The sequence below is a fragment of the Bradyrhizobium genosp. P genome, assembly GCF_049949265.1.
GTDB lineage: Bacteria > Pseudomonadota > Alphaproteobacteria > Rhizobiales > Xanthobacteraceae > Bradyrhizobium.
The window spans coordinates 5102400-5127543 of the sequence record NZ_CP188195.1; the positions used below are offsets into that span (position 1 = coordinate 5102400).

Annotated in this window: 24 protein-coding genes and 1 pseudogene; 10 read left to right on the forward strand and 15 right to left on the reverse strand. The window is 62.5% G+C overall.

Annotated elements, in window-relative coordinates; translation table 11 throughout:
- Window positions 1–6 precede the first annotated feature (6 nt).
- From ACP2YO_RS24725 to dusB, 4 genes are all read right to left on the reverse strand, one after another.
- Window positions 7–2388, reverse strand: coding sequence for an ATP-binding protein (locus tag ACP2YO_RS24725; RefSeq protein WP_426433755.1), 2382 nt, complete (start codon window positions 2386–2388; stop codon window positions 7–9).
- 144 nt (window positions 2389–2532) lie between these two features.
- Window positions 2533–3975, reverse strand: a complete 1443-nt coding sequence (gene ntrC, locus ACP2YO_RS24730) for a nitrogen regulation protein NR(I) (RefSeq protein ID WP_426433757.1) — start codon at window positions 3973–3975, stop codon at window positions 2533–2535.
- Window positions 3976–3984: 9 nt separating this feature from the next.
- A complete protein-coding gene (locus ACP2YO_RS24735) occupies window positions 3985–5157 on the reverse strand; it encodes a two-component system sensor histidine kinase NtrB (protein WP_426433759.1) in 1173 nt (390 codons plus the stop codon).
- A complete protein-coding gene (dusB, locus tag ACP2YO_RS24740; protein WP_426443307.1) occupies window positions 5154–6155 on the reverse strand; it encodes a tRNA dihydrouridine synthase DusB in 1002 nt (333 codons plus the stop codon). Before dusB ends, ACP2YO_RS24735 begins: the two co-directional genes overlap by 4 nt.
- A 287-nt stretch (window positions 6156–6442) precedes the next feature.
- Between dusB and ACP2YO_RS24745 the strand changes: the two genes are divergently transcribed.
- The 3 genes and pseudogenes from ACP2YO_RS24745 to ACP2YO_RS24755 all read left to right on the forward strand — a co-directional run bounded on the left by ACP2YO_RS24745 (window position 6443) and on the right by ACP2YO_RS24755 (window position 8765).
- Window positions 6443–7654 carry a bifunctional 2-C-methyl-D-erythritol 4-phosphate cytidylyltransferase/2-C-methyl-D-erythritol 2,4-cyclodiphosphate synthase gene (locus ACP2YO_RS24745; RefSeq protein ID WP_426433761.1) on the forward strand — a complete coding sequence of 404 codons (1212 nt, stop codon included), beginning with the start codon at window positions 6443–6445 and terminating at the stop codon, window positions 7652–7654.
- A gap of 1 nt (window position 7655) precedes the next feature.
- Window positions 7656–8255: a CinA family protein gene (locus ACP2YO_RS24750; RefSeq protein WP_426433763.1), complete on the forward strand. Its 600-nt coding sequence runs from the start codon at window positions 7656–7658 to the stop codon at window positions 8253–8255.
- A 140-nt stretch (window positions 8256–8395) separates the two neighbouring features.
- Window positions 8396–8765, forward strand: a pseudogene (locus tag ACP2YO_RS24755) (BA14K family protein).
- 101 nt (window positions 8766–8866) lie between these two features.
- Here ACP2YO_RS24755 and ACP2YO_RS24760 read toward each other — a convergent pair.
- The 3 genes from ACP2YO_RS24760 to lipA form a co-directional block, all read right to left on the reverse strand.
- Entirely contained in the window at window positions 8867–9334 is a 468-nt protein-coding gene (locus ACP2YO_RS24760) for a type II toxin-antitoxin system RatA family toxin (protein WP_426433765.1), read from the reverse strand.
- On the reverse strand, window positions 9334–9573 hold the full coding sequence (locus tag ACP2YO_RS24765) for a hypothetical protein (protein ID WP_426433767.1): 240 nt from the start codon (window positions 9571–9573) through the stop codon (window positions 9334–9336). Before ACP2YO_RS24765 ends, ACP2YO_RS24760 begins: the two co-directional genes overlap by 1 nt.
- Window positions 9574–9638: 65 nt before the next feature.
- Window positions 9639–10601 (reverse strand): lipoyl synthase, encoded by a 963-nt coding sequence (gene lipA, locus ACP2YO_RS24770; protein ID WP_426433769.1) that lies wholly within the window; start codon window positions 10599–10601, stop codon window positions 9639–9641.
- A 132-nt stretch (window positions 10602–10733) separates the two neighbouring features.
- On the opposite strand from lipA, the gene ACP2YO_RS24775 reads away from it, so the two are divergent.
- Window positions 10734–11339: a DNA-3-methyladenine glycosylase gene (locus ACP2YO_RS24775; RefSeq protein WP_426433771.1), complete on the forward strand. Its 606-nt coding sequence runs from the start codon at window positions 10734–10736 to the stop codon at window positions 11337–11339.
- A gap of 43 nt (window positions 11340–11382) precedes the next feature.
- On the opposite strand, the gene ACP2YO_RS24780 is transcribed toward ACP2YO_RS24775, so the two are convergent.
- The 5 genes from ACP2YO_RS24780 to ACP2YO_RS24800 form a co-directional block, all read right to left on the reverse strand.
- Window positions 11383–14250, reverse strand: a complete 2868-nt coding sequence (locus ACP2YO_RS24780) for a valine--tRNA ligase (RefSeq protein ID WP_426433773.1) — start codon at window positions 14248–14250, stop codon at window positions 11383–11385.
- A 158-nt stretch (window positions 14251–14408) separates the two neighbouring features.
- On the reverse strand, window positions 14409–15122 hold the full coding sequence (locus ACP2YO_RS24785) for a PopZ family protein (protein WP_426433775.1): 714 nt from the start codon (window positions 15120–15122) through the stop codon (window positions 14409–14411).
- 353 nt (window positions 15123–15475) lie between these two features.
- Window positions 15476–16858 carry a TolC family outer membrane protein gene (locus tag ACP2YO_RS24790; RefSeq protein ID WP_426443308.1) on the reverse strand — a complete coding sequence of 461 codons (1383 nt, stop codon included), beginning with the start codon at window positions 16856–16858 and terminating at the stop codon, window positions 15476–15478.
- Between the two features lie 212 nt (window positions 16859–17070).
- Window positions 17071–17736, reverse strand: coding sequence for a protein-L-isoaspartate O-methyltransferase family protein (locus ACP2YO_RS24795; RefSeq protein ID WP_426433777.1), 666 nt, complete (start codon window positions 17734–17736; stop codon window positions 17071–17073).
- 129 nt (window positions 17737–17865) lie between these two features.
- Window positions 17866–18048: a hypothetical protein gene (locus tag ACP2YO_RS24800; protein ID WP_426433779.1), complete on the reverse strand. Its 183-nt coding sequence runs from the start codon at window positions 18046–18048 to the stop codon at window positions 17866–17868.
- 291 nt (window positions 18049–18339) lie between these two features.
- On the opposite strand from ACP2YO_RS24800, the gene ACP2YO_RS24805 reads away from it, so the two are divergent.
- Together ACP2YO_RS24805 and ACP2YO_RS24810 are read left to right on the forward strand one after the other, a co-directional pair.
- Window positions 18340–19626 carry a tyrosine-type recombinase/integrase gene (locus ACP2YO_RS24805; RefSeq protein ID WP_426433781.1) on the forward strand — a complete coding sequence of 429 codons (1287 nt, stop codon included), beginning with the start codon at window positions 18340–18342 and terminating at the stop codon, window positions 19624–19626.
- Window positions 19627–20108: 482 nt separating this feature from the next.
- Entirely contained in the window at window positions 20109–20276 is a 168-nt protein-coding gene (locus ACP2YO_RS24810) for a hypothetical protein (RefSeq protein WP_426433783.1), read from the forward strand.
- Window positions 20277–20363: 87 nt separating this feature from the next.
- Here the strand turns inward: ACP2YO_RS24810 and ACP2YO_RS24815 are convergent, their stop codons facing one another.
- Entirely contained in the window at window positions 20364–20870 is a 507-nt protein-coding gene (locus ACP2YO_RS24815) for a hypothetical protein (RefSeq protein ID WP_426433785.1), read from the reverse strand.
- 840 nt (window positions 20871–21710) lie between these two features.
- Entirely contained in the window at window positions 21711–21911 is a 201-nt protein-coding gene (locus ACP2YO_RS24820) for a hypothetical protein (protein ID WP_426433787.1), read from the reverse strand.
- A 42-nt stretch (window positions 21912–21953) separates the two neighbouring features.
- Between ACP2YO_RS24820 and ACP2YO_RS24825 the strand changes: the two genes are divergently transcribed.
- Window positions 21954–22439 (forward strand): hypothetical protein, encoded by a 486-nt coding sequence (locus tag ACP2YO_RS24825; RefSeq protein ID WP_426433789.1) that lies wholly within the window; start codon window positions 21954–21956, stop codon window positions 22437–22439.
- Between the two features lie 121 nt (window positions 22440–22560).
- Here the strand turns inward: ACP2YO_RS24825 and ACP2YO_RS24830 are convergent, their stop codons facing one another.
- Window positions 22561–23079, reverse strand: a complete 519-nt coding sequence (locus ACP2YO_RS24830) for a hypothetical protein (protein WP_426433791.1) — start codon at window positions 23077–23079, stop codon at window positions 22561–22563.
- Window positions 23080–23272: 193 nt separating this feature from the next.
- Here ACP2YO_RS24830 and ACP2YO_RS24835 point away from each other — a divergent pair, with 193 nt between their 5' ends.
- From ACP2YO_RS24835 to tnpB, 3 genes are all read left to right on the forward strand, one after another.
- On the forward strand, window positions 23273–23860 hold the full coding sequence (locus ACP2YO_RS24835; protein WP_426433793.1) for a hypothetical protein: 588 nt from the start codon (window positions 23273–23275) through the stop codon (window positions 23858–23860).
- Between the two features lie 506 nt (window positions 23861–24366).
- Window positions 24367–24753, forward strand: coding sequence for a transposase (locus tag ACP2YO_RS24840; protein ID WP_426433795.1), 387 nt, complete (start codon window positions 24367–24369; stop codon window positions 24751–24753).
- Window positions 24750–25094, forward strand: coding sequence for an IS66 family insertion sequence element accessory protein TnpB (gene tnpB, locus ACP2YO_RS24845; protein ID WP_426433797.1), 345 nt, complete (start codon window positions 24750–24752; stop codon window positions 25092–25094). The genes ACP2YO_RS24840 and tnpB overlap by 4 nt, the downstream gene beginning before the upstream one ends.
- The last annotated feature ends 50 nt before the right edge of the window (window positions 25095–25144 follow it).

Consider the following 25144-nt stretch of genomic DNA (forward strand, 5'->3'; position numbering starts at 1 on the left):
GCCTTGTCAATCGCCCGTTGCGGCTTTGATTCTTGGTTCATCGTTGGTCGCTTGTGCCGGGTCGCTGGTCGGCTCCCCCGACGGATTTTTTTCAGTACCTGGTTCGATCGCCTCCGGCTTCACGTCCGGTGCGTGCTCCCTATCGCCGGGCTTGTTATCGTCAGGTTCGGCCGCCTTCCCGGTCACGGCAAAGCGCAGCCGCATCCAGGCGCCGCGCTGGCCCTCGCGGAAGTCGGATGCATCCTTGAGTTCGATGCGGCCGCCATGGTCTTCCAGGACGCGGCCGACGATCGCGAGCCCAAGCCCGGTGCCCTTGGCCCGCGTCGTGACATAAGGCTCGAGCAGGCGCGAGCGGGCGACCTTGGGTAGCCCAATGCCGTTGTCGACGACGTCGATGAGGATGTCGTCGTTCTCGCGCTGGGCGACAACATCGATGCGGCCCTTGCCAAGCTCGTCGGCCGGGACCTGCTCGATCGCTTCCGTCGCGTTCTTGATGATGTTGGTCAGCGCCTGCGAGATCAGTCGGCGGTCAAACTGCGCAGGCAGCGGGTCTTGCTTGATGTCCGCTTCGATGTCGAGATCGGGATGGCCGACCTTCATCAGGAATACCGCCTGCTTGACCACGTCGGCGACGTCCTCGCCTTCCATCACCGGCTTGGGCATCCGCGCAAAGCGCGAGAATTCATCGACCATCCGCCTGATGTCGTCGACCTGGCGCACGATGGTGTCGGTGCACTGCTCGAAGATCGACTTGTCCTTCGGCTCGGTGATGGTCTTGCCGAACTTGCGGCGAATACGCTCGGCGGAGAGCTGGATCGGGGTCAGCGGGTTCTTGATCTCGTGGGCGATGCGGCGGGCGACGTCGCCCCAGGCCGAGGTGCGCTGCGCCGACACCAGCTCGGTGATGTCGTCCAGCGTGATGATGTAGCTGTCGCGGGCGTGGCTGGTCTGCTCGGCCGAAATCCGCACCGACAGGTTCCGCTCATGATCATCGCGGTTGATGGTGATCTGGCCCTGCACCAGCCGCTGGGTCCCTTCCCGCGCGGTCTTCATCATGTCGTCGAGCTCGGGCAGCACCTCCGACAGCGGGTGGTCCAGCGTTTCGGATTCGGCGTGCCCGATCAGCTTCTCGGCCGAACGATTGAGGATGCCGATGCTGCCGGAAGCGTCGACGCCGATGATGCCGGCGCTCGCCGAGGACAGCACCGCCTCGATGAAGCGGCGGCGACTGTCGATCAACTCGCTGGCGTTGACGAGCTCGTCGCGCTGGGTGCGGAGCTCCTGCGTCATGTTGTTGAAGGTCTGACCAAGCTGGGCGAGATCGCCCTCGGATCTGACCACGGGCACCTGCACATGCAGATCGCCGGTCGAGACCTGGTTGGCCGCACTCATGATGTTGCGGATCGGCTCGACCAGCCGGTTGGCGAAATTGAGACCGATCAGCACCGAGGCCATCAGGATGGTCAGCGCGATCACCGCGAACATCAGCGCGAAGGTGACCTGGATGCCGAGCCGGCGGGATTCCGTCTGGGCATATTCGGCGACACTCGCCTGGGTTTGTTTCAGCTGGCCAATGACACGCGGATCGAGGACGCGCGCGACATAGAGGAAGGTGTCGTTAAAGCCCCGCAAGCGAACCACCGCCGCAACGTAATTCTGCTCCGGGAAGACCGATATTTCCGGCTTGTTCTCGGCGACGTTGTCGAGCAATTCCTTCGGCGGAGTCACAAAGGACTGCGTCATTTCGATGTCGGCGTTCTGCAGAATGTTGCTGTCCTTGTCGAGCAGCATCGCTCCGGTCAGGTTGCGGGCAGCCGCGCCCACCGTCAGCAACTCCTGAAATGTGCGCCGATCCTGGTCGTAGATCACCCGCGCATTGGAGAGATCGTTGGCCATCGAGAGGATGTCGCCATTGATCAGTTGCGCGTGCTCGTAGGTATAGGCGCGTGCCACGCTCAGCGAATTTTGGATCGCTTCCCGCGTCGGCCCCGAAAACAGCCGGTCGAGGCCGCGGTCAAGGGTGACGTTGGCGATAATGGCAACCAGCACCGCCGGCAGCACCGCGACGATGGAGAACAGGCTGACGATCTGCACATGCAGCCGCGCCGCCGCCCTGCCCCGCCGCCGGGCTTGCAGCACCTTCCAGACCTCCGGGATGATGATCCCGACCAGCAGCAGGATGATCGCCGCGTTGATCAGCAGCAGCGAGTAGACGACCTGCTTGGTCGGTTCGACCGGGGTTAGGCCGCTCAGAACCACAAAGGTGAGGGACGCCGACAGCAGCGCCGTGACCGCCGCAAATGGCGCCAGCCACCTGCGCAAGGGAAACCCCCTCGGCTCGGCCGGCGACGTATCTGACGTTGAAACCGTGGTCTCTGCGCTGGTCATTCCGGCGATGGATCTGAAGGCCTTCGTTCCGCTGAATTAGCGGACTGATGCAATCATATCACAATGTTGCCGAATTGCGACATTTCCACGGCGTGAGGCCAATGTCCCCAGAGCCAATTTACGATGGTACCTGCGTCCGCCGGGCTATCCGCCGCTCCGGTAGACCTGGATATCCAGATCGCGGATCTTCTTGCGCAGCGTGTTGCGGTTCAGGCCGAGCAGATCGGCGGCCCGGATCTGGTTGCCGCGGGTGGCTGCCAGTGCGGCAGTCAGCAGCGGGACCTCGATCTCCTTGAGGATGCGGTGATAGAGCCCCGGCGGCGGCACGCCGTTCGGGAAGCCGGAGAAGTGCGAGGACAGATAGGCCTCGACCGCACCGCCCAGATTGTCGACACCGACCGTGGCATTGCCGCCGGAGGCGACGGCCGGCGGCGCCAGTTCGCCGTCGATCACCGATGAGGTGATAACGTCCTGCGGGTAGAGCGCGGCCAAACGACGCGCCAGGTTTTCCAGCTCGCGGACGTTGCCCGGCCAGCGGTGCTGCTTGAGCCGTTCCAGCGCCTGGCCGTCGAGCTTCTTCGGCGGCAGGCCGTCCTTCTCGGCAAGCGAGAAGAAATGCCTGATCAGATCGGGTAGATCCTCGATGCGCTCGCGCAACGGCGGCAATCGCAGCGGCACCACGTTGAGGCGGAAGAACAGGTCCTCGCGGAACAGGCCCTGCTGGATCAGTATGCGCAGATCCTTGTTGGAGGCGGCGACGATGCGGACGTCGGTCTTGATCGGGGTGCGGCCGCCGACCGTGGTGTATTCGCCCTGCTGCAGCACGCGCAAGAGACGGGTTTGCGCCTCCATCGGCATGTCGCCGATTTCGTCGAGGAACAGCGTGCCGCCTTCGGCCTGCTCGAAGCGGCCCGAGGCGCGGGTGTTGGCGCCGGTGAACGCACCGCGCTCATGGCCGAACAGTTCGGACTCGATGAGGTCGCGCGGGATCGCCGCCATGTTGACCGCGACGAACGGACCGTTGCGGCGCTTGCCGTAATCGTGCAGCGCGCGGGCGACCAGTTCCTTGCCGGTACCCGACTCACCCGAGATCATCACGGTCAGATCGGTCTGCATCAGCCGCGCCAGCACGCGGTAGATCTCCTGCATCGCCGGCGAGCGGCCGACCAGCGGAATTGAATCGAATTCGGAATCATCGGCGGGATTGGCCACCCGCTCCTTCGGTTCGGCCAGCGCACGGCCGACGATGGTGATCAGCTCCTTCAGGTCGAACGGCTTCGGCAAATATTCGTAGGCGCCGCGCTCCGAGGCGCGGATCGCCGTCATGAAGGTGTTCTGCGCACTCATGACGATGACCGGCAAATTGGGCCGCATCTTCTTGATCCGCGGCAACAGGTCGAATGCGTTCTCGTCCGGCATCACCACGTCGGTGATGACGAGATCGCCCTCGCCCTGGCTGACCCAGCGCCACAGCGTCGCGGCGTTACCGGTCAGGCGTACCTCGTAACCGGCGCGCGAGAGTGCCTGGTTCAGGACGGTCCGGATGGCGGTGTCGTCGTCAGCGACAAGTATGCTACCTGCGGGCATTGGTGTTCCTCATCGTGCATTCTGAGCGGCAGGCGACGGCGTACCCGGAACGTCATCGCGGTTGCTGTGGTCATGCTTGGCGGCGCTGTACATAGGCATCAGAACGCGGAACGTGGTCTTCCGTGGCTGTGACTCGCATTCGATGATGCCGCCGTGATCGCCGACGATCTTGGCGACCAGCGCAAGTCCGAGGCCGCTGCCGGTCTGCTTGGTGGTGACGAAGGGATCGAACAGATTGGGCAGCAGATCTTCCGGCACGCCCGAGCCGTTGTCCTTGACGCAGAATTCGAGCGGCAGCGAAACCCGCGATTTCTTGCCGGGGACAGACAGTCTCACACCCGGACGGAACGCCGTGGTGAGCTGGATCTCCGCATCGCTTCCGAGATCGGCAACCGCTTCGGCCGCGTTCTTCACCAGATTGAGGAACACCTGGATCAACTGGTCCTGATTGGCGAGCACCGGCGGCAGCGACGGATCATAATCCTCGATGAAGCGGACGTTGCGAGCGAAACCGGATTGCGCCAGGCGTTTGACGTGGTCGAGCACGGAATGGATGTTGACCGGCCCGCGCGCCACCGGCCGGTCGTCGCCGAACACTTCCATGCGGTCGACCAGCGTGACGATGCGGTCCGCCTCGTCGCAGATCAGCCGCGTCAGCAGCCGGTCTTCGGAGGACGCTTGCTGCTCCAGCAACTGTGCGGCGCCGCGGATTCCGGACAGCGGATTCTTGATCTCGTGGGCGAGCATCGCGGCCAGCGCGATCACCGAGCGCGCCGCGCTGCGATGGGTCAGCTGGCGGTCCATCTTGTCGGCGATGGTGCGCTCCTGCAGCATCACCACGATGTGGCCGGGGCGCTCGGTCAAGGGCGCGACGTGCAGATCGACCTGGCGATCGCCGCCGATGCGCGGCGTACCCAGATCGACCTTGTATTCGTTGACCGGCGACCCCGAGGTCCGCACCTGCTCGATCAACGCCAACAGGGGGCTGCCGAACGGTACTAGTTCCTTCAGCGACTGCCGGCGCAGGAACTGCGTCGATATCTCGAAGAAGGATTCGGCGGCGATGTTGGCATCGACGATCCGTCCGTCGGGCGCCACCAGCAGCACCGGATTGGGCAGTGCATTGAGGATCGCCTCACCGTCGGTGGGCACGGGACGGCGATGTTCAGCGGCTGACGTCATGCGGCAGCACTCCAGGCAAAATCGTCGTAGGCATGTTCGAGCGACCGATGCACGCTGGACGGTTCGTCTGATGTCAGGATCTTCTGCCGCCAGCCTTTCAGCGTCGCCGCCGGTGCGCGGCTGCAGGCGGCCGCGGTCTCGAGCGCCCAGCCGAGATGCTTGCGCGCATGCCTGAGCCCGATCCGCACGCCATAATGGCTGCAGACCTCGTCGTAGAGTGCGCGGATATGGTTGAGCTGCACGGCGAGATCAGGCGCAGCTTCGACGATCCCCGTTTCCAGGCGGCGCCCGATTTGACCGGGCAGCCAGGGCTGCCCCTGTGCACCACGGCCGATCATCACGGCATCCGCACCCGACTTCTCGAGCGCCGAGACGGCCTTGTCGAATGAGGTGATGTCGCCATTGACGACAACGGGGATCGCGACGGCGTCCTTCACCGCGCGCACCGCATTCCAGTCCGCCTCGCCCTTGTAGAACTGACAGCGGGTGCGGCCATGCACGGTGATCATCTGCACGCCGGCGGCCTCAGCGCGGCGGGCCAGGTCCGGTGCATTCAGCAAGCGTTCGTCCCAGCCGAGCCGCATCTTCAGCGTTACTGGCACCTTCACCGCCGATATCGTTGCCTCGATCAGCGTCGCGGCATGGTCGAGGTCGCGCATCAGCGCGGAGCCCGACTGGCCCCCGGTCACGTGGCGTGCCGGACATCCCATGTTGATATCGATAATGTCGGCGCCGGCGCCTTCGGCGATCCGTGCGCCCTCGGCCATCCAGCGGGTCTCGCAGCCCGCGAGTTGAACCACGTGCGGCCCGATTCCCGCCGCCTCGCAGCGCAGCTTCGACATCGGCCTGCCGTTGACCAGGTCGTCGCTGGCGGTCATCTCCGAGACCACAAGACCCGCGCCAAGCACGGCTGCGAGTCGCCGGAAAGGCGCGTCGGTCACGCCGGACATGGGCGCGAGGACAACCCGGTTGAGGATAGCAATATTGCCTATCTTCAATGGGTTACGAGGAATACTTTGCACGCCGGTCACGGCCGTCTCGTCGTTCTGTCGACCACGCCATTGCAGCCGATGTCGTACATGTTGCGCACAAATCTTGTGCAGTCAAGTTTCATGCCTACAGTTTAGACAATTCTAGCATTTGTGCAAGTGCACTGCAACAAAAACTGCTTTTCCCACAGTCATCTGGAAATGCTCTGTTCTTGCACAGCGGTCATGGTAAGGGGCTCTGCGCGGCGGCCTGCCGCCCCTTTCCTCATCCGCAATTCGTCTGACACTGGTTCAAAATGCCGAAGCCCGAGCGTACCGCAGCCATTCTTGTCGCAGCCGGGCGCGGATTGCGCGCCGGCGCAGGTGGGCCGAAGCAATACCGGACGATCGGCGGACAGACCGTGATCTACCGCGCGATGGAGGCTTTCTCCGGGCATCACGACGTGTTTGCCGTTCAGCCCGTGGTCAATCCCGATGACACGGCACTCTTCCAGGAGGCGATTGCTGGCTTGCGTCACCAGGCGCCCACCCCCGGCGGCGCGACCCGCCAGGCCTCCGTGCATGCCGGGCTTGAAGCGCTTGCGGCCGAGAAGCCGGACATCGTGCTGATCCATGACGCCGCGCGGCCCTTCGTTACCCCTGCCGTGATCTCGCGTGCGATCGCCGCCGCCGGCCGCACCGGTGCGGCGATCCCGGTGGTCCCCGTCACCGATACGATCAAGGTCGCCGGCGCGAACGGCGACGTCGAGGCGACCCCGGAGCGCGCGCGTCTAAGGATCGCGCAGACGCCGCAGGCGTTTCGTTTCGACGTGATATTGGAGGCGCATCGCCGCGCCGCGCGCGAGGGCCGCTCCGATTTCACCGACGATGCGGCGCTGGCGGAATGGGCGGGATTGACGGTTGCGACATTTGAAGGTGATCCTGCCAACATGAAACTCACCACACCCGAGGACTTCGTGCGCGAGGAAGCGCGGCTGGCGAGCCAGCTCGGCGACATCAGGACCGGCACCGGCTACGACGTGCACGCCTTCGGCGAGGGCGACCATCTGATGATCTGCGGCGTGCGCGTGGCACACAGTAAAGGCTTCCTGGCCCATTCCGATGGCGACGTCGGACTCCATGCGCTGGTCGACGCCATCCTCGGGGCGCTGGCCGATGGCGATATCGGCTCGCACTTCCCGCCGAGCGACGCCAGGTGGAAGGGTGCCTCCTCCGACCAGTTCCTCAACTATGCCGTTGAGCGCGTCACCGCGCGCGGCGGGCGCATCGCCAACCTCGAAGTGACGCTGATCTGCGAGCGGCCGAAGATCGGCCCGCTGCGCGACACCATGCGAGCCAGGATCGCGGAGATCTCCGGCGTCCATATCTCGCGCGTGGCCGTCAAGGCGACGACCAGCGAGCGGCTCGGCTTCACCGGCCGCGAGGAAGGCATCGCGGCAACCGCGAGCGCGACGATCCGTCTTCCGTGGAGCGATAAAGGTTGGGACGATAAAGGCGGGGGCGCATAACATGGGCGGCAGCGACGCTCGTGCCCTCTCCCGCTCGCTGCTCGACCTGTGCCGGATGCGCAAACTGACCATCGCCACGGCCGAATCCTGCACCGGCGGCCTGGTCGCCGGCGCACTCACCGACATTCCCGGCTCGTCCGACGTGATCGACCGCGGTTTTGTCACTTATTCAAACGAGGCCAAACGGGTGATGCTCGGCGTCAAGGTAGCAACGCTCGAGACATTCGGCGCGGTCAGCAAGGAGACCGCGACCGCGATGGCGATCGGCGCGTTGGAGAAAGCCGGCGTCGACCTTGCGGTCTCCATCACCGGCATCGCCGGCCCCGGCGGCGCGACGCCAGGCAAGCCTGTGGGGCTGGTGCACTTCGCCGTCGCCGCACGCGACGGGCGCATCGTTCACCGCGAGCAGCGCTTTGGCGCGATCGGCCGCAGCGCGGTTCGCCAGCGCTCGGTGGTCGAAGCCTTGCGCATGCTGATGGAACTGGCGCGTCCGCCGCAAGCCGCTAAACCTCGTCGAGAGGCTGTCAGCCGATTACGGCCGCGGGTTGCCCGTTCGCCGCGAAGCCATGTAGCGAAACGCCGGCGGCCGCCGCGTGGATGAGTTGCGTGTGATGAGTCGTCTGCGGCGAATCCCATAGTGCCGTATGTCAACTGCGACGCTGTGACGCCCGTTGAGACGGAACACGGACATGGCTCGGCCGTTTTCCCTTGTTCCAACGACAATCCCACAACAAGGAGAAAATGATGAAGTTGGGAAGTTTGGTCGTGGCCGCCATCACCACCAGCGCCATGACCCTGTCGGCAGTTGCTCCCTCGCTCGGCGCACCGCTCGCTCCGGCGCCGTTGCAGGATCAATCCGCATCGGTCCAGCAGGTGCAGTATCGCCACACCGCGCTACGGTTACCGTGGCGGATATGGCCACCGCCATGGTGGTGGAAACGGCGCCGCCATCATCGGCGGTCTGGCGGCCGGTGCGATCATCGGCGGCGCGATCGCCGCGAGCCAGGCCAAGGCCAACAACGACGCCTATTGCTCCCAGCGTTTCCGCTCCTACGATCCCGGGTCAGGCACCTATCTCTCCAGCAGCGGCGGACGTCGTCCCTGCCCGTAGCCGGGTTTCTCATAGAGATCGTCATTCCGGGGTATCGCGCAGCGATGAATCCGGAATCTCGAGATTCCGGGTTCGATGCTTCGCATCGCCCGGAATGACGGCTAGGTCGACACAGCAGGCTTTCCATAGACCTGATCCGCCCGCTTCTCGAACGCTGCTGCGAACCGCCCAAAAGCGGCGTCGAACATCGAACCCATCAGCATCGCCAGCATCCGGCTCTTGAATTCGTAGGTGAGGTAGAAGCCGACATCGGAATCGGTCTCCGACTTCGGCTCGAAGGTCCAGCGGTTCTCGAGATTGCTGAACGGCCCCCGCAGATACTCGACCAGGATCTTCAGGTTGGGACGGTCGAGCGTCACCTTGCTGGTGAAGGTTTCCCGCACCAGCTTGAACGATACGGTCATGTCGGCCACGACGACCTCGGTGCCATCCTCCTTCGGCGTGCGCTGGCGGATTTTCAGCGAATGGCACAGCGGCACGAATTCCGGATAACGCTCGACGTCGGCGACCAGATCGAACATTTGCGGCGCGGTGTGGCGAACCCGTCGCTTGCTTGAGAATTGCGGCATCAGTGGATACTCGCACGATTCTGCTCGAGCGCGAGATCGTTCAGGTAACCGTCCGCCCGGGCCCGATCGGTGAAGCACAGCAGCGATTGATCGGCGCGCAGGCCCTGGAAATAGGCGAGCAGTGTCGGACAGAACAACCCGTCGATCGACACGATCGAGATGCCCGTGAGACCGGATAGCCGCCGCGCAAACGTCGACTTGCCGGACCCCGACGATCCCATGACCAGAACGCGTTGCATTGGTTCGATCCGGGTCTAGAGCATGATCCGGAAAAGTGTGAAGCGGTTTTCCGAAAAGATCATGCTCAAACAACGCCTCGCGCCACGCGCGCCGCCTGCAGCTTGGCAAAATCCTCGCCGGCGTGATGCGACGAGCGGGTCAGCGGGCTCGCCGACACCATCAGGAAGCCCTTGGTATAGGCGACACGCTCATAGCCCGCGAATTCGTCAGGGGTCACGTAGCGCATCACGGCATGATGCTTGCGCGTCGGCTGCAGATACTGGCCGATGGTCAGGAAGTCGACATCGGCCGAGCGCAGATCGTCCATTACCTGCAACACCTCGTGCCGCTGTTCGCCGAGGCCGACCATGATGCCGGATTTGGTGAAGATGGTCGGATCGATCTCCTTGACTCGCTGCAACAGCCGGATCGAGTGGAAATAGCGCGCGCCGGGACGAACCGTCAGGTAGCCCGACGGCACGGTCTCCAGATTGTGGTTGAACACGTCGGGCTTGGCCGCGACCACGCGCTCCAGCGCGCCTTCCTTGCGCAGGAAGTCCGGCGTCAGGATCTCGATCGTGGTGGTCGGGCAGCGCGCGCGGATAGCGCGGATGGCCTGCGCGAAATGCTCCGCGCCGCCATCGGCGAGATCGTCGCGGTCGACCGACGTGATGACGATGTGGGCTAGCCCCAGCTTGAAGGTCGCTTCGGCGACATGCTCCGGTTCGGAAAGGTCGAGCGCGCCGGGCATGCCGGTCTTGACGTTGCAGAACGCGCAGGCCCGCGTACAGGTGTCCCCCATGATCATGAAGGTGGCGTGCTTCTTGTCCCAGCATTCGCCGATATTGGGGCAGCCCGCCTCCTCGCAGACCGTGACGAGGCCGTTCTCCTTCACGATCTTGCGGGTGTCGGCATAGCCGCGCGTGTTCGGTGCGCGGACCCGGATCCAGTCCGGCTTCGGCGGCGAGACAGCGTCCGGCCGGTTCACCTTTTCGGGGTGACGCGGGCGCAACGGGGTCGTGGAAATGGTATCGACGATGGTGACCATAGGTGCCTGCAAGTCGCGAGAGAGCTTAGCTAATCCGTGTTGGCGCGGCCCGCAACCCGGCTCGTAAAGCCTATCAGAGTGTGCACTATATTGGCACCCTTGGTGCCGTTCCGTCCCGATTCTCACCTCAAAATGGCTCAAAAACCCAAATCGACCACGCCGGCCGCGCCACGGCTCGGCAAGCCGCTGAAACGCTCGTTCTTCGACCGCAGCGTCCATGAGGTTGCGCCCGACCTGATCGGCGCGACGTTCCTGGTCGACGGCGTCGGCGGCATCATCGTCGAGGTCGAAGCCTACCATCACACCGAGCCGGCCGCCCATTCGTACCGCGGACCGACCCCGCGCAATCAGGTGATGTTCGGCCCGCCGGGCTTTTCCTACGTCTACCGCTCCTACGGCATCCACTGGTGCGTCAACTTCGTCTGCGAGCAAGCCGGCTCGGCGAGCGCCGTGCTGATCCGCGCGCTGGAGCCGACCCACGGCCTGGCGGCGATGCGGCGGCGGCGCGGCGTGGGTGACGAACACGCGCTGTGCTCCGGCCCAGGCAAGCTCTGCGAGGCGCTCGGCGTTACGATTGCCCACAGCGAGTTGCCGCTCGACCGCCCGCCGATCGCGCTCTACGCGCGGACCGAAACGCCCGAGATTGCCACCGGGGTGCGGATCGGCCTCACCAAAGCCGTCGACCTGCCCTGGCGCTACGGCGTGAAGGGATCGAAATTCCTCAGCAAGCGGTTTTGAGGATCAGACCTTGCGATGGCGGACGGCCTCGCCGCCGCTGACCCTATGACGCCTGCTTCAACCGCTCCAGCGCCTCGACGATCCTGGCCTTGCGCGCAACGGCCGCCTCGCGCTTTTCCTTCTCTTCCTCGACGATCTCTTCCGGCGCATTGGCGACGAATTTCTCGTTGGAGAGTTTTGCGTCGACGCGCTTGATGTCGGCGTCGGCCTTGGCGGCTTCCTTTTCCAACCGCGCGCGTTCGGCGGCGAGATCGATCACGCCTTTCAGCGGCAGCGAAACGACTTCGCCGCGCACCACGACCTGGACCGCGCCTTCCGGCGGACGATCGGCGAAGGAGATATCGGATAGCCGTGCCAGACGCTTGATGGTGTCGCTCCAGCGCTGCGCGCGATCCCGGGTCTCGTCGGAGGCGTCAGATATCACCAGCGGCGTCAGCGTCGACGGCGGGATATTCATTTCCGCCTTCACCGAGCGCATCGCGGTGACGAGGTCGACCACCCAGCCGATCTCGGCCTCGGCCGCCGGATCGCTGAAATCGTCGGCCGCGGGTTCAATCGAAACGGGCGGGATGATCTCGCCGTTCGGGCCGGCCATCGCCATCGCGGCCAATTGCTCGGCGCTGACAGCGCTCGCCTTGCGCGGCCAGGGCGCGAGCACCAGCAGGCCGTCACGCTTGGCGGTCACCGCCCATAGCTCCTCGGAGATGAAGGGCATGAACGGATGCAGCAGCTTCAGGATCTCGTCGCGCGCCCAGGCGATCATGGCGCGGGTCTCGGACTTGGCCGCGCTCTCCTCGCCCATCAGCACAGGTTTTGCGAGTTCGACCTGCCAGTCGCAGAACACGTTCAGCACAAAGCGGTAGATCGCGCCTGCGGCCTCGTTGAAGCGATGCTGTTCGATCGCCTCGGTCACCTCGCGGGTAACGCGGAAGGTCTCGTGCGCGATCCAGCGGTTCAACGTCTCCTGCGCGCCCTTCGGATCGAAATCATCCGGCTTCACGCATTCGTTCATCTCGGCGAAGCGGCAGGCGTTCCAGAGCTTGGTTGCGAAGTTGCGGTTGATCTCGACCAGATGCGGCGACAGGCGGATGTCGTGACCTTGGGCGGCCTCGCGCGTCAGCGCAAAGCGCAGCGCGTCGGCGCCGTACTCGTCGATTACGCCGAGCGGGTCGATGACGTTGCCCTTCGACTTCGACATCTTGGCGCCCTTTTCGTCCCGGACCAGGCGATGGATGTAGACGGTCGAGAACGGCGCCTCCTTCATGAAATGAAGACCCATCATCATCATCCGGGCGACCCAGAAGAAGATGATGTCGAAGCCCGTCACCAGCGTGTTGGTCGGGTAATAGCGCGTCACCTCCGGCGTGTCGTCCGGCCAGCCGAGCGTCGAGAACGGCCACAGAGCGGACGAGAACCAGGTGTCGAGCACGTCTTCATCTCTGGCGATAAATCCCTCACGCTTGGCCGGGTCGAGCGCCATCTCATGGCCCTGCTCCGGTGTGATGACCTCCTGCTCGACGTAATAACCGAGCGCATTGCCGACCGCCTCGTCCTCGGTCTCGGCGACGAACACCTTGCCGTCGGGCCCGTACCAGGCGGGAATCTGATGGCCCCACCAGAGCTGGCGTGAGATGCACCAGGGCTGGATGTTCTCCATCCACTCGAAATAGGTCTTTCCCCAGTTCTCCGGCACGAACGTTGTTTCGCCTGAGCGCACCGCTGCCATCGCGGGCGCGGCAAGCGTCTTGGCGTCGACGTACCACTGGTCGGTCAGATAGGGCTCAATCACGACGCCGGAGCGGTCGCCATGCGGCACCATGTGGGTGTTCGGTTCGATCCGCTCGAGAAATCCGAAATCGTCCAGCCGCGCCACGATCTTCTTGCGGGCGGCGAAGCGCTCGATCTGGTGAAACTCCGCGGCAAGCTGCGAGGCTCCCTCGGGGAGGCCGCGCAGATAGTCCTCATTGTCGACTAGGTTGAGGCAAGCCTCCCGGTCGAGCACGCTGATCTGCGGCAGGCCGTGGCGCCTGCCGATCTCGAAATCGTTGAAGTCGTGCGCCGGCGTCACCTTGACCGCGCCCGAGCCCTTCTCCGGATCGGAATAATCGTCGGCGACGATCGGAATCCTGCGGCCGACCAGCGGCAGGATGACGTGCTGGCCGACCAGATCGGTGTAGCGCTCGTCGTCAGGATGCACCGCGACCGCGGTGTCGCCGAGCATGGTCTCGGGACGCGTGGTCGCGACCACGATGAAGGTCTTCGGATCATCGGGGCTGAACGTCCTGCCCTCGATCGGATAGCGCAGGTACCAGAGGCTGCCTTTGACCTCGACCTGCTGCACTTCGAGATCGGAGATCGCGGTGAGCAGCTTCGGGTCCCAATTGACCAGCCGCTTGTCCTTGTAGATCAGCCCCTCGCGATGCAGCTCGACGAACACCTTGACGACGGCGCGCGACAGGCCCTCGTCCATGGTGAAGCGCTCGCGCGACCAGTCGCAGGACGCCCCCAGGCGCTTCAACTGATTGACGATGGTGCCGCCGCTCTCCGCCTTCCACTGCCAGACCCGTTCGAGGAACTTGGCGCGGCCCATCTCGCGCCGGCCCGGTTCCTGGCGTTCCATCAACTGGCGCTCGACCACCATCTGGGTCGCGATGCCCGCGTGGTCGGTGCCGGGCTGCCACAGCACGTCGCGACCGCGCATCCGCTCGAAGCGGCACAGGATGTCCTGCAGCGTGTTGTTGAGGGCGTGGCCCATGTGCAGCGAGCCCGTCACGTTTGGCGGCGGGATCACGATGGTGAACGGCGCGGCGTCCTTGCGCTCGGGCCGTCCGGCCTTGAACGCGCCGCTCTCCTCCCAGATGCGGGACATCCGGCTCTCGATATCGGCGGGCTGGTAGTTTTTCTCGATCATGACGATGCGTTGTTGACCCTGGAAACGGCTAGAAAGCCGCCGGAACGCACCAAGTCAACCTGACCGATACGCCGAAGCGGCGAATTATGGCAATTCTGGGTGGCTGAATGAGGGCCGCGGGATCGGCCCTCAGAGAGGCCCCACAGGCCCTTTGGGGGCTACCGGCCGCGGGAAACCCGCTCGATCTCGGCCTTGACGATGCGCTCGACCAGCCCAGGCAAATTGTCGTCGAGCCAGGATTTCAGCATCGGCCGCAGCATCTCCTTGACCAGGTCTTCGAGCGTCCGCGCATTGTTGCTGAGCACGGTGTTGGCCAGCGAGTTGAACGCGGATTCGACCGCCCGCATGGTCGTGCCGGAGATGATCGGCGGCGCCGGCGCGGTTTCGATCGGCGGCGGCTCATAGGACGGTTGCCGGTTCAGCGACCTCGCAGCAGCCGATTCCGTGAATTCAACATCGTCCTGCGGCTCGACCTTCCGGAACGACGGCGCGGGTGCCGGGTCCGGCAATGCCATGTCGTCGGTGAGTTCGAACACGTCGCCATCCGGCTGCGGCGGCCTGATCTCCGCCGCGGGGGTCGCCTCTTCGAGGCTGGCCAACAGCGAATCGATATCGTCCTGGTTGTTGCTTGCAGTGGGCGCCGGCGGTTTCGGCGCGGGCGCAGCGGCGGCCTTCGCGGCTGGCGCCGCCGCCGGAGGGCTCTTCATCGCGGCTTTGGCAGGCTGTGGAGGCTCGACCTTTGGCGGCGGTGCGGTAACCGCCGCAGGTTTTTCGGCGGCGGCCGGCTTCGCCTCGTCGTCGGCAATGATGCGACGGATGGACGCCAGAATCTCCTCCATCGAGGGCTCTTGGACCTTCGCAGGTTGCGTCATCGCCGACTCCACATCGAAACCATTTTACACCAAGCCCCAGAGGATTCGTCGGTTCCGGTAATGCGGGCCGAGATTTTCGTCGCTCGCGCCCGACTTGTCCCCAGATCAAGCCCACCGAATGCTTCGCGCGGGCTCGTGTCGCCCAGGACAGCTCCAGACAACAGCTCCAGACAACAGCTCCAGACATTTGGCGCCGCATCCAGCCACGCCATAGGCCTCGTCGCGAATCGCTTTGCTGCCCCACAAAACGGTATGTCAGGGCAATTATCGATTGCAAGCAAACGGGCCTAGTCTGTGGTCCTGATTGACTCAGAACTGCAGACTAGGCCCGGCAAGCGACGTTGATGTGGCGATTAGCGGCCGTCGGGCGTGCGCACACCGGCCCAGCTGTCACGAACCTGCTGATAGTGCACGCTCGGATCGTAGACGTTGGTCTTCAGATTGAGCACCTGCGGCGACAGCCGGCCGATCGCGCTCAGCACGTTGTAGGACGCGACAACGCGGTCGTGCTGCGCGGTCACCAGCGCGTTGCGGGCGTTGACAAGCGCTTGCTGCGCGTTCAGCACGTCGAGCGTGGTGCGCTGGCCGGCCTTGGCCTCTTCCCTGACGCCGTTCAGCGCGATCTCGGACGCGGTCACCTGCGACTGCGCCGACGTCACCTGCGCCTTGCCGGCGACCAGCTGGCCCCACGCGGTAACGACGTTGGCGCGGGCCTGATCCCGCGTCTGTTCCAGCACCAGACGCTGCTGCGCCAGCGATTCCTTGGACTGCCGGATCAGCGAGTATTCAGTCCCGCCCTGATAGATCGGCACCGTCACATTAACCGTCGCCGCCGCAGTGAAGAGGCGGTTCACCGACAACTGCGACTGGTAGCCTTCACTCACCGCCGCCTGCAACCCAACGGTCGGGAGCAGCGCGCCTTCGGCAACCTTCTGCTGCAGGAAGTTGACGTCGACGCCGAACATCGCGGCCGTCACGCTCGGGTTCTGGGTCAGGCTGAGATCCACGGCGGCGGGAAGCGTCGCCGGCAGGAAACGATCGACCGGCGAGCCCGGCGCAAGATTGTCCGGTTCGTTGCCGATGATGCGGCGGAAGTTCGATCGCGTCGTCGTGAGATTCGACTCCGCGGTCAGCTGCTGGGTTCTGCCGGCCGCGAGTTGCGCCTCGGATTGCGCGACGTCGGTCCGCGTCACTTCGCCGACATTGAAACGGTCCTGGGTCTGCTTCAGCGTCTGCTCGAGCACGCGGGTGTTGCTGCGCTGGACTTCGACGATTGCGGCGTCGCGGAGATAGTCCATATAGATGGTGGCCGCGTTCAAAATCACGGTCTGCTCAAGCACGCGCAATCCCTCGCGCGCAGACGAGACCTGGCTTTCGGCCGCGCGCACCTTGGGCGCGTTCTGCGCGTTGAACAGCGACTGGTTCACCGTCAGGCCTGCACTGGCCGGATTTTGGGTTCCGTGAATCGATGACTTGCTGCCCGTCAACTCCTCGTCGCCATATTGATATCCACCGCTTACAGTCACCGATGCCCTAGGACGGTAGCCCGAGAGCGCCTGCGGAACGTTTTCGTCCGTGGACCGCACCAGCGCACGCTGGGCGTTGAGCTGGGGATTGTTCTGGTAGGACCGCACCAGCGCGGCCTCGATAGTATCGGCGAGAACGGGCACCGGGCCCATCTCCGCCAACAGAAGGACCGCAATCGCAGCCGCGGTGACAACCTTCACCCCACTCATCCCCAGTAATCCATTCATTTTGTAGTCGCCGGCTCCATGAACACGGGCCGGCGCAGTTTCAGACGAAGTGAGTCCTGCCTCACCTTAGTCCGCAGCTAAGTGCAACGGAACCACCCCGCAATGAAACGCGGTGGAAAGTGTTCACATGGGGCAAACGGGCCACACTTCTGATTCAGAACCGGATTTTATCAGCCGCTGCAGCGCACTACCGATCAGAAGACGAAGCTGGGGAGCCGTTCCAATCCGGGCAAAATGGGGGCCGTGGCGTCGAACAATTCGCGATGTCCGAAATCCCCATGGGAATGGGTTACGAGGCTGGCGCGCGGCGGCTGCTCGAGGGCGAAGACGCCGACCAGCCGGCCGCCTTCCTTGAGCTGGCCGTACAGGCCGGTCGGGACGACCTCGGTAGCGCCGTTAAGGACGATCACGTCAAACGGCGCTCCCGACGCATCGCCATCGGCTGCCGGTGCGTTTTTCACGCCGACATTCTGGATGCCGAGCTGGGCGAGCACGGCACTGGCCTTGGCCGCCAAGGCCGGATCGCTCTCGGTCGCACTCACCTGCCCGGCGAACCGCGCCACCACCGCGGCGGCGTACCCGGTCGCGCAACCCACCACCAGCACCCGGTCGGTTTCCTGGATCTCGGCCGCCTGCAGCATTTTGGCGAGCACCGCAGGCTGGATCAGGCAGCGCTTGACCGCACCGTCCTCGGCGACGTCGAGATCGAGATCGAGATAGGCCAGTGCCTGCTTGCCGTCAGGCACGAAGGCCTCGCGCGGCACCATCAACATGGCATCAAGGATTCGCTCATCGGTGACGTCGCTCGGACGCACCTGACCATCGACCATGAACTGGCGCGCGGTCGAAAAACCGGACATTAGCGGGACCCTGCAAGTCGCGCGGCGTTGCCGCTGGAGGAGCTAGAAGAGGGCCATGTTTTGGAACAAGCTCCGCCAAAACGCAACACGCCGTTGGCGCGGGGCGAGCGCCCCGCACGTCGCGTCGGCCTACTCGATCGTGACGGCGAGCCGGCCGATCAGCCGCGCCACTTCATCGAGATGTTCAGAATCATGTTCCTCGACGGCCTTCGCCAGGCGGCGCACGCATTCATCGTCGCTGATCTCGGGAGTGTCGTTGGGAACGAGGGTCGGCTGCGACAGCATCGTCAGGTCGATCAGGTTCACGGACATGCAAAATCACCTCTCAAAACCCGGCGAGGCGCAGCGTCGAGGGCGATTACGTCGATTTGGCGACTAATTTTACCTATCAGGCGCGGACCACGAGCTTGTGATGGGCAATCCAGACTATCGATGGGGCCAGAACTGGCTCCCCGGGCTGGATTTTATTCCTTGTCCATAGTGTTTTTAGCGACAACACAAGATACTGATATCGTTGATATTAAATCAGTTCATTGATCATGCTGTCCATAGCGGTTACTGCTAGCGCATACCCTAAAGTGGGGAAAATGGGGGAAGCTGGCGATGGGGATCCACACTCTAAATGCACTCACAGTGAAGTCGATTGCAGCTAGCAAGGCAACCAAGCTGCGCGACGGCGGCGGCCTCTGGCTGGTGACGAAAGGCAAAGGCCGCTACTGGATTTTCGATTACACTTTTGGCGGAAAGCGGCGCCAAATGGGTGTTGGGCCGCTCCACACCGTAGGCCTCGCCGAGGCTCGCCAGAAGGCCGAGCGCGCGCGCGATCTAATCCGTCAGGGCGTAGACCCGATTGAACGCCGTGCCGTTGCGGCCATCGAGGCGGCTAAGGTGCAGGCCAACATTCTGACGTTCGGCGCTTATGCTGACGGCTATGTCGACGCGGCCGTGAAGGCTGGACGCTGGCGCGGCGCGAAGACCGAAGATCGGTGGCGGAACGTGCTTACCAACCATGCCGCCCTGATCCGGCCCAAGCCGCTCGCCGACATCGGCGTCACCGAAGTTCTGTCAGTTGTCAGGCCGCTTTGGGGCGCGAAGCAGGAAACTGCTCAGAAGCTTCGTGAGGCGATCGAGCGAGTCCTCGATGCAGCCAAGGTTGAAGGCCTTCGCAGCGGCGACAATCCCGCCGCCTGGCGGGGTAACCTCGAGCACGTTCTTCACAAGCCAGACGCCCTCACCCGGGTCACCAACCACCCGGCCATGCCGTGGCGAAGCCTGCCAAGCGCAATGGCTAAGGTCCGCAGCGTGGGGACAATCGGGGCCGCAGCGCTTGAATTCTGTATCCTCACCGCTTCCCGGCCGGGGATGGTACGGCATGCCGTCTGGTCTGAAGTCGACCTTGGCGCCTCTCTTTGGCTCGTACCCCCGCGCCGCATGAAGTCTGGCAAGGAACACCGAGTCCCCCTCTCCGCTCGGGCTTTGGCGATCGTCACCGACATGAAGGCGAAGCGGTTCAACGATTACGTTTTCCCGCGGTTCAAAGCCAAGCGGCCGATGTCGGAGAACACCATGGCCAAGGCGTTCGCCGAGAGCGGCGGCAACGGCTTCACCGTCCACGGCACAGCCCGGTCCTCTTTCCGCGACTGGGTGACTGAGGCAACTCAGTTCGACGGCGATCTTGCTGAGATGGCGCTCGCCCACGCGGTCGGTGATGCGACCTCAAGGTTAGCATCCGGTACACCTCAAGAGCCTACGCGCGGTCGGACGCGCTGGAGAAGCGGCGGGCGCTCATGGATGATTGGAGCGTCCACTGTGCTAGCGAGCCGCGGAAGTAAGACCGGTGCGCGGCCGGCGGCTGAGGGCAGTGGCCGTCTAGTGGAAGGGCGCGACTAACGCGCAGACTGCGGCGACAACTAAAAGTGCCCAAAGAGATGCTGAAACTAGATCAAACGATCCCGTGTTTCCGCCATCCCGTACTAAATCGAAGTGCCACGATTTCTGGTCGTCCCTGTAGGTGTGAAGGCGCATCGAAACACTCCTTCTTCGCAGACTGTGCCACCAATCCGCGACCGGCACGCTAGTTCCCCCCTCGATGAGGTTCGCGATGCAATTTCATGTTCGCTCGCAGGCGCTCTCCCTGTCGGAAGTCGGCTGGGCGCCGTCAGGCATGGGCAGATCTGATTTTAGAAGGCGCGCGGCAGACGGCTGATCTGCTCGTGGGGCCACGGGGGTAAGGACTCCCGCGGCCCGGCGGGGTTTGGGGGACCGTAGTTCTACGGTCTAAGGTACTGATTTGATTTATGTGTTGCCTAGTTCACAAAACAGGAACGTAATGTGTCATATACATGACAGGCGATAGCGATGGAGGTTACCCCATGCTTGCCGAACAGTTCTTTCTCAATTTGGAAACGATCATCTCCCACGCCACTGACTCCGAACCGGCCAACTACCCGGATGGAGCACCCAAGGTGAGAAGCAAAGCGAAGCACATTCCGGTCAAATTGCCGGAAGTCCCGCCGGCAACAAAATCACTGCAGCACTGACGGAAAATAGAACACTCCGCCATTGCTGACGGGGTGCCTCGGCGCGGGCTTGATGGGTACCAAGCAATGACTGGCCGCCAAGCTGGGTTATTCCGCTGCCTGAGCCAGGACCACATCCGCCGAATCCTTGGGAGCGCTGCGCGAGCGCGGGTACTTGAGTGGAGCATCCGGGAAAAGCTTGGAGGCCAGTCGGCTGTCGCAAAAATCATCGAGCTTGAACTCGCGGCGGTCGAGTCCGTGCGTCCGTTCGATCCAAGCAGCCAATCCAGCCGCCCGGCGCCCCATGCGCTCTGACAACTCGTAAAGCTCTTCTTTGGAAGGAGTGCTGTTTTCGTCGAAGTTGTCGGCCTCACAGTGCAGAAAAACGGCCTGCGCGAGTGCCTCCATCGCGGTCGTCGGACGAATGAACGACGTGCTGCGCATGACCTCGTACATTCCTTCGTACTCAGCCCCGCCCTTTCTGGGGGCGAGGTTGTCCTTGTGTTGGAACGTCATCCACAGGTCGCGAAACAGGGCAAGCATCCCCATTCCGGTGGACTGTGGGGTCGCGGATTTCTTGGATGTGGTTTTTGCTTTAGTGTTGATGGTAGCCATGGCGCAGAAGATCCTTTCGCGCTGAGGTTAGGGCCGGTGCGAGATGACAGTCTTGCACCGGCCTGAATTTATGCTAACATAAAATCATGGCTAGTCAAGATAAAAAGATAGCAAAAAAGCGAGGACGTCCCGCTACGGGGACTAGCCCCACAGTTGGCGTCAGGATGCCTCTGGATCTTTTGGCCGACCTAGAGGAATGGCGCGCCTCTCAACGCCCTATCCCAAGCGTACCCGCCGCCATAAGGGCGCTGGTCCGCAAGGCGCTGCGTTAGGCCCTAGACAACTGGCGCCGTACGCGACCCACCCGGCCGGCCTGAAGCGATCCGGCGGGCACGTTGATATCGGATTGAGGACAAAAAAATAGCGGGATTCAAAACGCGAGGATTTCTGGTGCTGCGGATATTATTGAAGACGGGAATCGGGCTTACGAGCCTCGCTGCAGCCGGTTGCTGGCTGATAGCTTCAATAGCCAGGGCTCCAAAGGTCCCTAAATCACCCCCTCAGTACACCGAAGGGTCGTTCCGGGAGGACGAAGGAAAACAGCTCGCCGCAGATCTGCGACTACAAAGTTGGTGGAATTCGGTAGCAGCAGGATGCGCTACAGTTGCAGCCATTCTTTCTGCGATAGACGCGTTTTTCTAGCCGTCCGCGCTCGGCACACCAATCCCAAAATCCTAGTTGCCCTCCCCGCCTCCCGCGATCTACAGTTGAGACGGGCTTTGGGGGATTTCAATGAGACTATTTAAACGCAAAGAGAGCTGGGAACGCACGTTCCGGCTGCGAAGCAACTACGGCGTTTCAAAAGGATTTATGGCCGCACTTTTTTGGCTCTGAGGTGGGTCAGGGCTGCTGTTCAATGCCGGCACGCTGTTCGGGCTCACCGGCAATATTGGCGCCGGAACGTCGGCCTATCTGACGGCAACCTGTCTCGTCTGGATAGGCGGCATGGTGTTGTTCGGTCTCGGCGCCCTGCTCTCTCATACAGACTTTGACGGTGAACGGCCTGTGCAGGCTGATACGGGTGACATTCGGATAGCTCAATGAGGCTGCCGAAGCTCATTACTCGCTGGAAACGGAGACAATATGGACGTGGAAGCGATCGGAAGACCAGAGCAACTAGCCAACTTGCGGTCAGGACAATGCTTTTTTTTCGATTCAGGGTACGGACCGCGGCTCGGAATGCTTTCGCAAGATGAGAGCAATAATGGCTTTCTCGTTTTTGGAAAGCCCGATGAGGATGATCGAGGTCCATGGGTGATTACCGGCGGCCTGCCCCAAACCCTACTGGTGGTCGACGACATTCGTATAAGGACTGATTGGACCAGTCTAGAGAGCGGTGCCGCAGTTGATCTCGGCTCAATAACCAGCGCAGCAGGAAGCTTTTACATGAGGGCTGCGCTGCGAGGAATCGAGACAGCCACAATCAATCTCGTTAGCGGTCTGCTAGAACAGATTCCGTCGAGCGGCGCAGTATTCCACTACACTCGATGGGGCGCGGGGATCATCAGGGATAACAAGTGGCTGTCTCTCGTCGAGTTTCCGTTTAAGAATCCGCCTTCAAGCGACTAGTTGCAATTCGCCGCGACACGCCGCTGGGTGCAACGATCGGCGCGCTACTCGCCTTCGCAATCTACACGCCGCTGGCGATAGGGGCTGTCGGCTGTCGAAAGCTCGACGATCCGATTGGTCGTCATCCTTGCTGTTCTTTGAGCTTGTCATACAGCGGTTCGCAGCCCTGAAGTGTTAGGGAGACGGCCCCTCGCAAGCAGTAAAGGATCGCCGGAATTCCGCCTAGGCCGAGCCAATTGACGTTCTGCGCTGCTCTCAATGCGTCTGAGTCTGGCTCATTTTTGTGTTCTAGGCCTGCATAGTTTCGGACATAATTAATCGCGTCTTTCACCGTTACATCTGTGCCCCTAACCTGCATAAGCGGATGCTTCAGAAATTCGGCCAAATTCATTGTTTTGATAATTTCTGGAGTTGATGGGTGTATCTTCGGATCGTAGTTGATCCTCATTTCGGGGTCAGAATAAATAACGAAACGGAATTTCAGCCGCGTCTTGCGGTTGGCAAGATGAATGAGTGGCGGATCCAGCAAAATTCTACGTAGAGGGCCAACAGATTCGAAAAGATTTTCTTGGGTAGGATTGTCGTGACACTGGACCAACTTCTTATAGTTATAAATGAACAACGCTTCAGGAGTGAACATGACTAGCTCCGCCAAGGGTTGGTCGAGATTGGTTTGCAAGGCTAACGCAAACGACTAGGGCTCACCACCGTAGTTCCCCAGTAGCCACCAGCCGCGTCCGAGCCGAAATGCACCCCATCCGATCTTAATGCATAATTAACGGGGTGGTTACACGCTAAACAGTCTACCTGCACGTGAACAAGCGTTGCTAGTCATGACCGAAAGCGACCTGAAGGCCAAGTTAGACTCGCTCGCTCCCAATGAGACGTTCGATCTCAGTGATCGTGCCTTCGCGGAGATTTTTCCAGGCGGTTCAGACACGCATGCGCGCGAAGCCCTGTGGCACATCGCAACACGCCTAGAGTGCTTATTTGAAAACGGCGGCTCGGAGCACACCGTGCGATTTATCAAGGTAGCGAGAGAGCCAATTTCAGAGAGCGACCGCAAGGCGATTGACCTGTACTATGAATACACAGGTTCGGAAGTCCATCGGCTTTATCCACGGAGCGATGTCGACCGAAGGAGATGGATGGATTCCAAGGACTGGTACAAAAAGGAAAATGTCCCGCTGATAGCTGGCCTGGTCGGGTTCGGTGCAGCAGCGGTCTTACTTACCCCGTTTGGGTGGATCGGTGGCGCGGGCGTTGCTGCGGCGTTTGGCTTCAACAAGCTCAAGAGAGAATGGCGCAAGGAGCGCACGCTAGCTGCATACGGCCGAACCTTCATATTTGACAGGAAGGGGGCCGTAATATGGGCGACTATAGACTCGGGCTTCGGTAGATCGGTGAGCCACAACACATGACATTGAAGCAAAAAGTCCTCAACTGGAATGCAACGTGGAAGTTGTCCGGAGCCGCACCCGAGTGGTGGAAGCGAGTGGCAATTGCGGTGGTGCTTTGGATTTCGCCACCCCATCTGGAAGAATGACCTTCTGAGCAGGCTACTCAAATCCAACCGATCATTTTTCTTTCCTTCCGCGCCCCTACGCGACCTCGCTCGCAACGACCCGCAACCCGCCCCAGCGGCTTCATATGGTCTGCATATGGTCTGCTCCTGAAATTTGACCGCGCACCTAAATTTTGGCCTTCACGCCGTCTTGCCGCCCGAATCGGAATCGTCAATGGGCGCGGTCGGGGCACCAGCGCGTGCTGTCCCGGCATCAAGGCGGTCATGGTCAACTCACAGCTACCCCATGGCCTCGGACGGGGGATCTCTCGTAAGCGTGTAGGTCATCCCACGTAGCGGATGATGTTCGATTGTCAGAGAATCTCCTGGTGATTTGTCCCAGGAGTTCATGAGAGCGAACATATGTCTGATACCAAGAATTTCGAAGTTATCACAGCGGCGGCCGAGCGGCTTTCGGTGAGTCCCGGGCGGAGCTACCGCACCTGGTCGCGGGAGGAGAAGGATCGCATCGTCGGGGAAACGTTTGCGCCGGGGGCGAACGTGTCGGCGATAGCGCGCTGTCATGGGATCGATCCATCGCAGTTGTTTGCGTGGCGACGCAAGGCGCTGGCCTCGGGAATGGTGGCGCCGCTCTCTGGGGCGCGAGACCGAGCGGTTAAGTTCGCGCGCTTTGAGACCATGGCGGGGGAGATGGTGGAAATCGTCATCGGCGATGTCGTGGTGCGCGTTGGTGGAGATGTGGAGGCGGGGCGGCTTGCTGCTGTGATCCGGGCGGTTCGGCAGGCATGATCCCGGCGGGTGTTCAGGTTTACGTGGCCAGCACGCCGGTCGACTTCCGCAAGGGAGCCACGGGTTTGATGGCGCTGGTTCGAGATGGTGGGGCCGACCCCTTCAGCGGAGCACTGTACGTGTTCCGTTCGAAAAGGGCGGATCGGATCAAGGCGGTTTGGTGGGACGGCAGCGGGGTATGCCTGTTTGCCAAGACTCTCGAGGAGTCAAAGTTCTGCTGGCCGAGGATTGCGCCGACCCGGGTGCAGCTGAACCATGCGCAGTTGCTCGCGCTGATTGACGGGCTGGACTGGACGAAGGTGCGTCCGGTGGTTGTGAAGCGCCCAGAAACGGTAGGCTGACAAGCTGCGGCGAATTGAATCAGGGTGCTGAAAAGTTTGGAAGAGTGGCG

What these genes read in the sequence shown, in the direction of transcription:
- ACP2YO_RS24725 (WP_426433755.1), bottom strand. Translation starts at nt 2,388, where the DNA reads ATGACCAGCGCAGAGACCACGGTTTCAACGTCAGATACGTCGCCGGCC.
- ntrC (WP_426433757.1), bottom strand. Translation starts at nt 3,975, where the DNA reads ATGCCCGCAGGTAGCATACTTGTCGCTGACGACGACACCGCCATCCGG.
- ACP2YO_RS24735 (WP_426433759.1), bottom strand. Translation starts at nt 5,157, where the DNA reads ATGACGTCAGCCGCTGAACATCGCCGTCCCGTGCCCACCGACGGTGAG.
- ACP2YO_RS24745 (WP_426433761.1), top strand. Translation starts at nt 6,443, where the DNA reads ATGCCGAAGCCCGAGCGTACCGCAGCCATTCTTGTCGCAGCCGGGCGC.
- ACP2YO_RS24750 (WP_426433763.1), top strand. Translation starts at nt 7,656, where the DNA reads ATGGGCGGCAGCGACGCTCGTGCCCTCTCCCGCTCGCTGCTCGACCTG.
- ACP2YO_RS24760 (WP_426433765.1), bottom strand. Translation starts at nt 9,334, where the DNA reads ATGCCGCAATTCTCAAGCAAGCGACGGGTTCGCCACACCGCGCCGCAA.
- ACP2YO_RS24765 (WP_426433767.1), bottom strand. Translation starts at nt 9,573, where the DNA reads ATGCAACGCGTTCTGGTCATGGGATCGTCGGGGTCCGGCAAGTCGACG.
- lipA (WP_426433769.1), bottom strand. Translation starts at nt 10,601, where the DNA reads ATGGTCACCATCGTCGATACCATTTCCACGACCCCGTTGCGCCCGCGT.
- ACP2YO_RS24775 (WP_426433771.1), top strand. Translation starts at nt 10,734, where the DNA reads ATGGCTCAAAAACCCAAATCGACCACGCCGGCCGCGCCACGGCTCGGC.
- ACP2YO_RS24780 (WP_426433773.1), bottom strand. Translation starts at nt 14,250, where the DNA reads ATGATCGAGAAAAACTACCAGCCCGCCGATATCGAGAGCCGGATGTCC.
- ACP2YO_RS24785 (WP_426433775.1), bottom strand. Translation starts at nt 15,122, where the DNA reads ATGACGCAACCTGCGAAGGTCCAAGAGCCCTCGATGGAGGAGATTCTG.
- ACP2YO_RS24790 (WP_426443308.1), bottom strand. Translation starts at nt 16,858, where the DNA reads ATGAGTGGGGTGAAGGTTGTCACCGCGGCTGCGATTGCGGTCCTTCTG.
- ACP2YO_RS24795 (WP_426433777.1), bottom strand. Translation starts at nt 17,736, where the DNA reads ATGTCCGGTTTTTCGACCGCGCGCCAGTTCATGGTCGATGGTCAGGTG.
- ACP2YO_RS24800 (WP_426433779.1), bottom strand. Translation starts at nt 18,048, where the DNA reads ATGTCCGTGAACCTGATCGACCTGACGATGCTGTCGCAGCCGACCCTC.
- ACP2YO_RS24805 (WP_426433781.1), top strand. Translation starts at nt 18,340, where the DNA reads ATGGGGATCCACACTCTAAATGCACTCACAGTGAAGTCGATTGCAGCT.
- ACP2YO_RS24810 (WP_426433783.1), top strand. Translation starts at nt 20,109, where the DNA reads ATGCTTGCCGAACAGTTCTTTCTCAATTTGGAAACGATCATCTCCCAC.
- ACP2YO_RS24815 (WP_426433785.1), bottom strand. Translation starts at nt 20,870, where the DNA reads ATGGCTACCATCAACACTAAAGCAAAAACCACATCCAAGAAATCCGCG.
- ACP2YO_RS24825 (WP_426433789.1), top strand. Translation starts at nt 21,954, where the DNA reads ATGGACGTGGAAGCGATCGGAAGACCAGAGCAACTAGCCAACTTGCGG.
- ACP2YO_RS24830 (WP_426433791.1), bottom strand. Translation starts at nt 23,079, where the DNA reads ATGTTCACTCCTGAAGCGTTGTTCATTTATAACTATAAGAAGTTGGTC.
- ACP2YO_RS24835 (WP_426433793.1), top strand. Translation starts at nt 23,273, where the DNA reads ATGACCGAAAGCGACCTGAAGGCCAAGTTAGACTCGCTCGCTCCCAAT.
- ACP2YO_RS24840 (WP_426433795.1), top strand. Translation starts at nt 24,367, where the DNA reads ATGTCTGATACCAAGAATTTCGAAGTTATCACAGCGGCGGCCGAGCGG.
- tnpB (WP_426433797.1), top strand. Translation starts at nt 24,750, where the DNA reads ATGATCCCGGCGGGTGTTCAGGTTTACGTGGCCAGCACGCCGGTCGAC.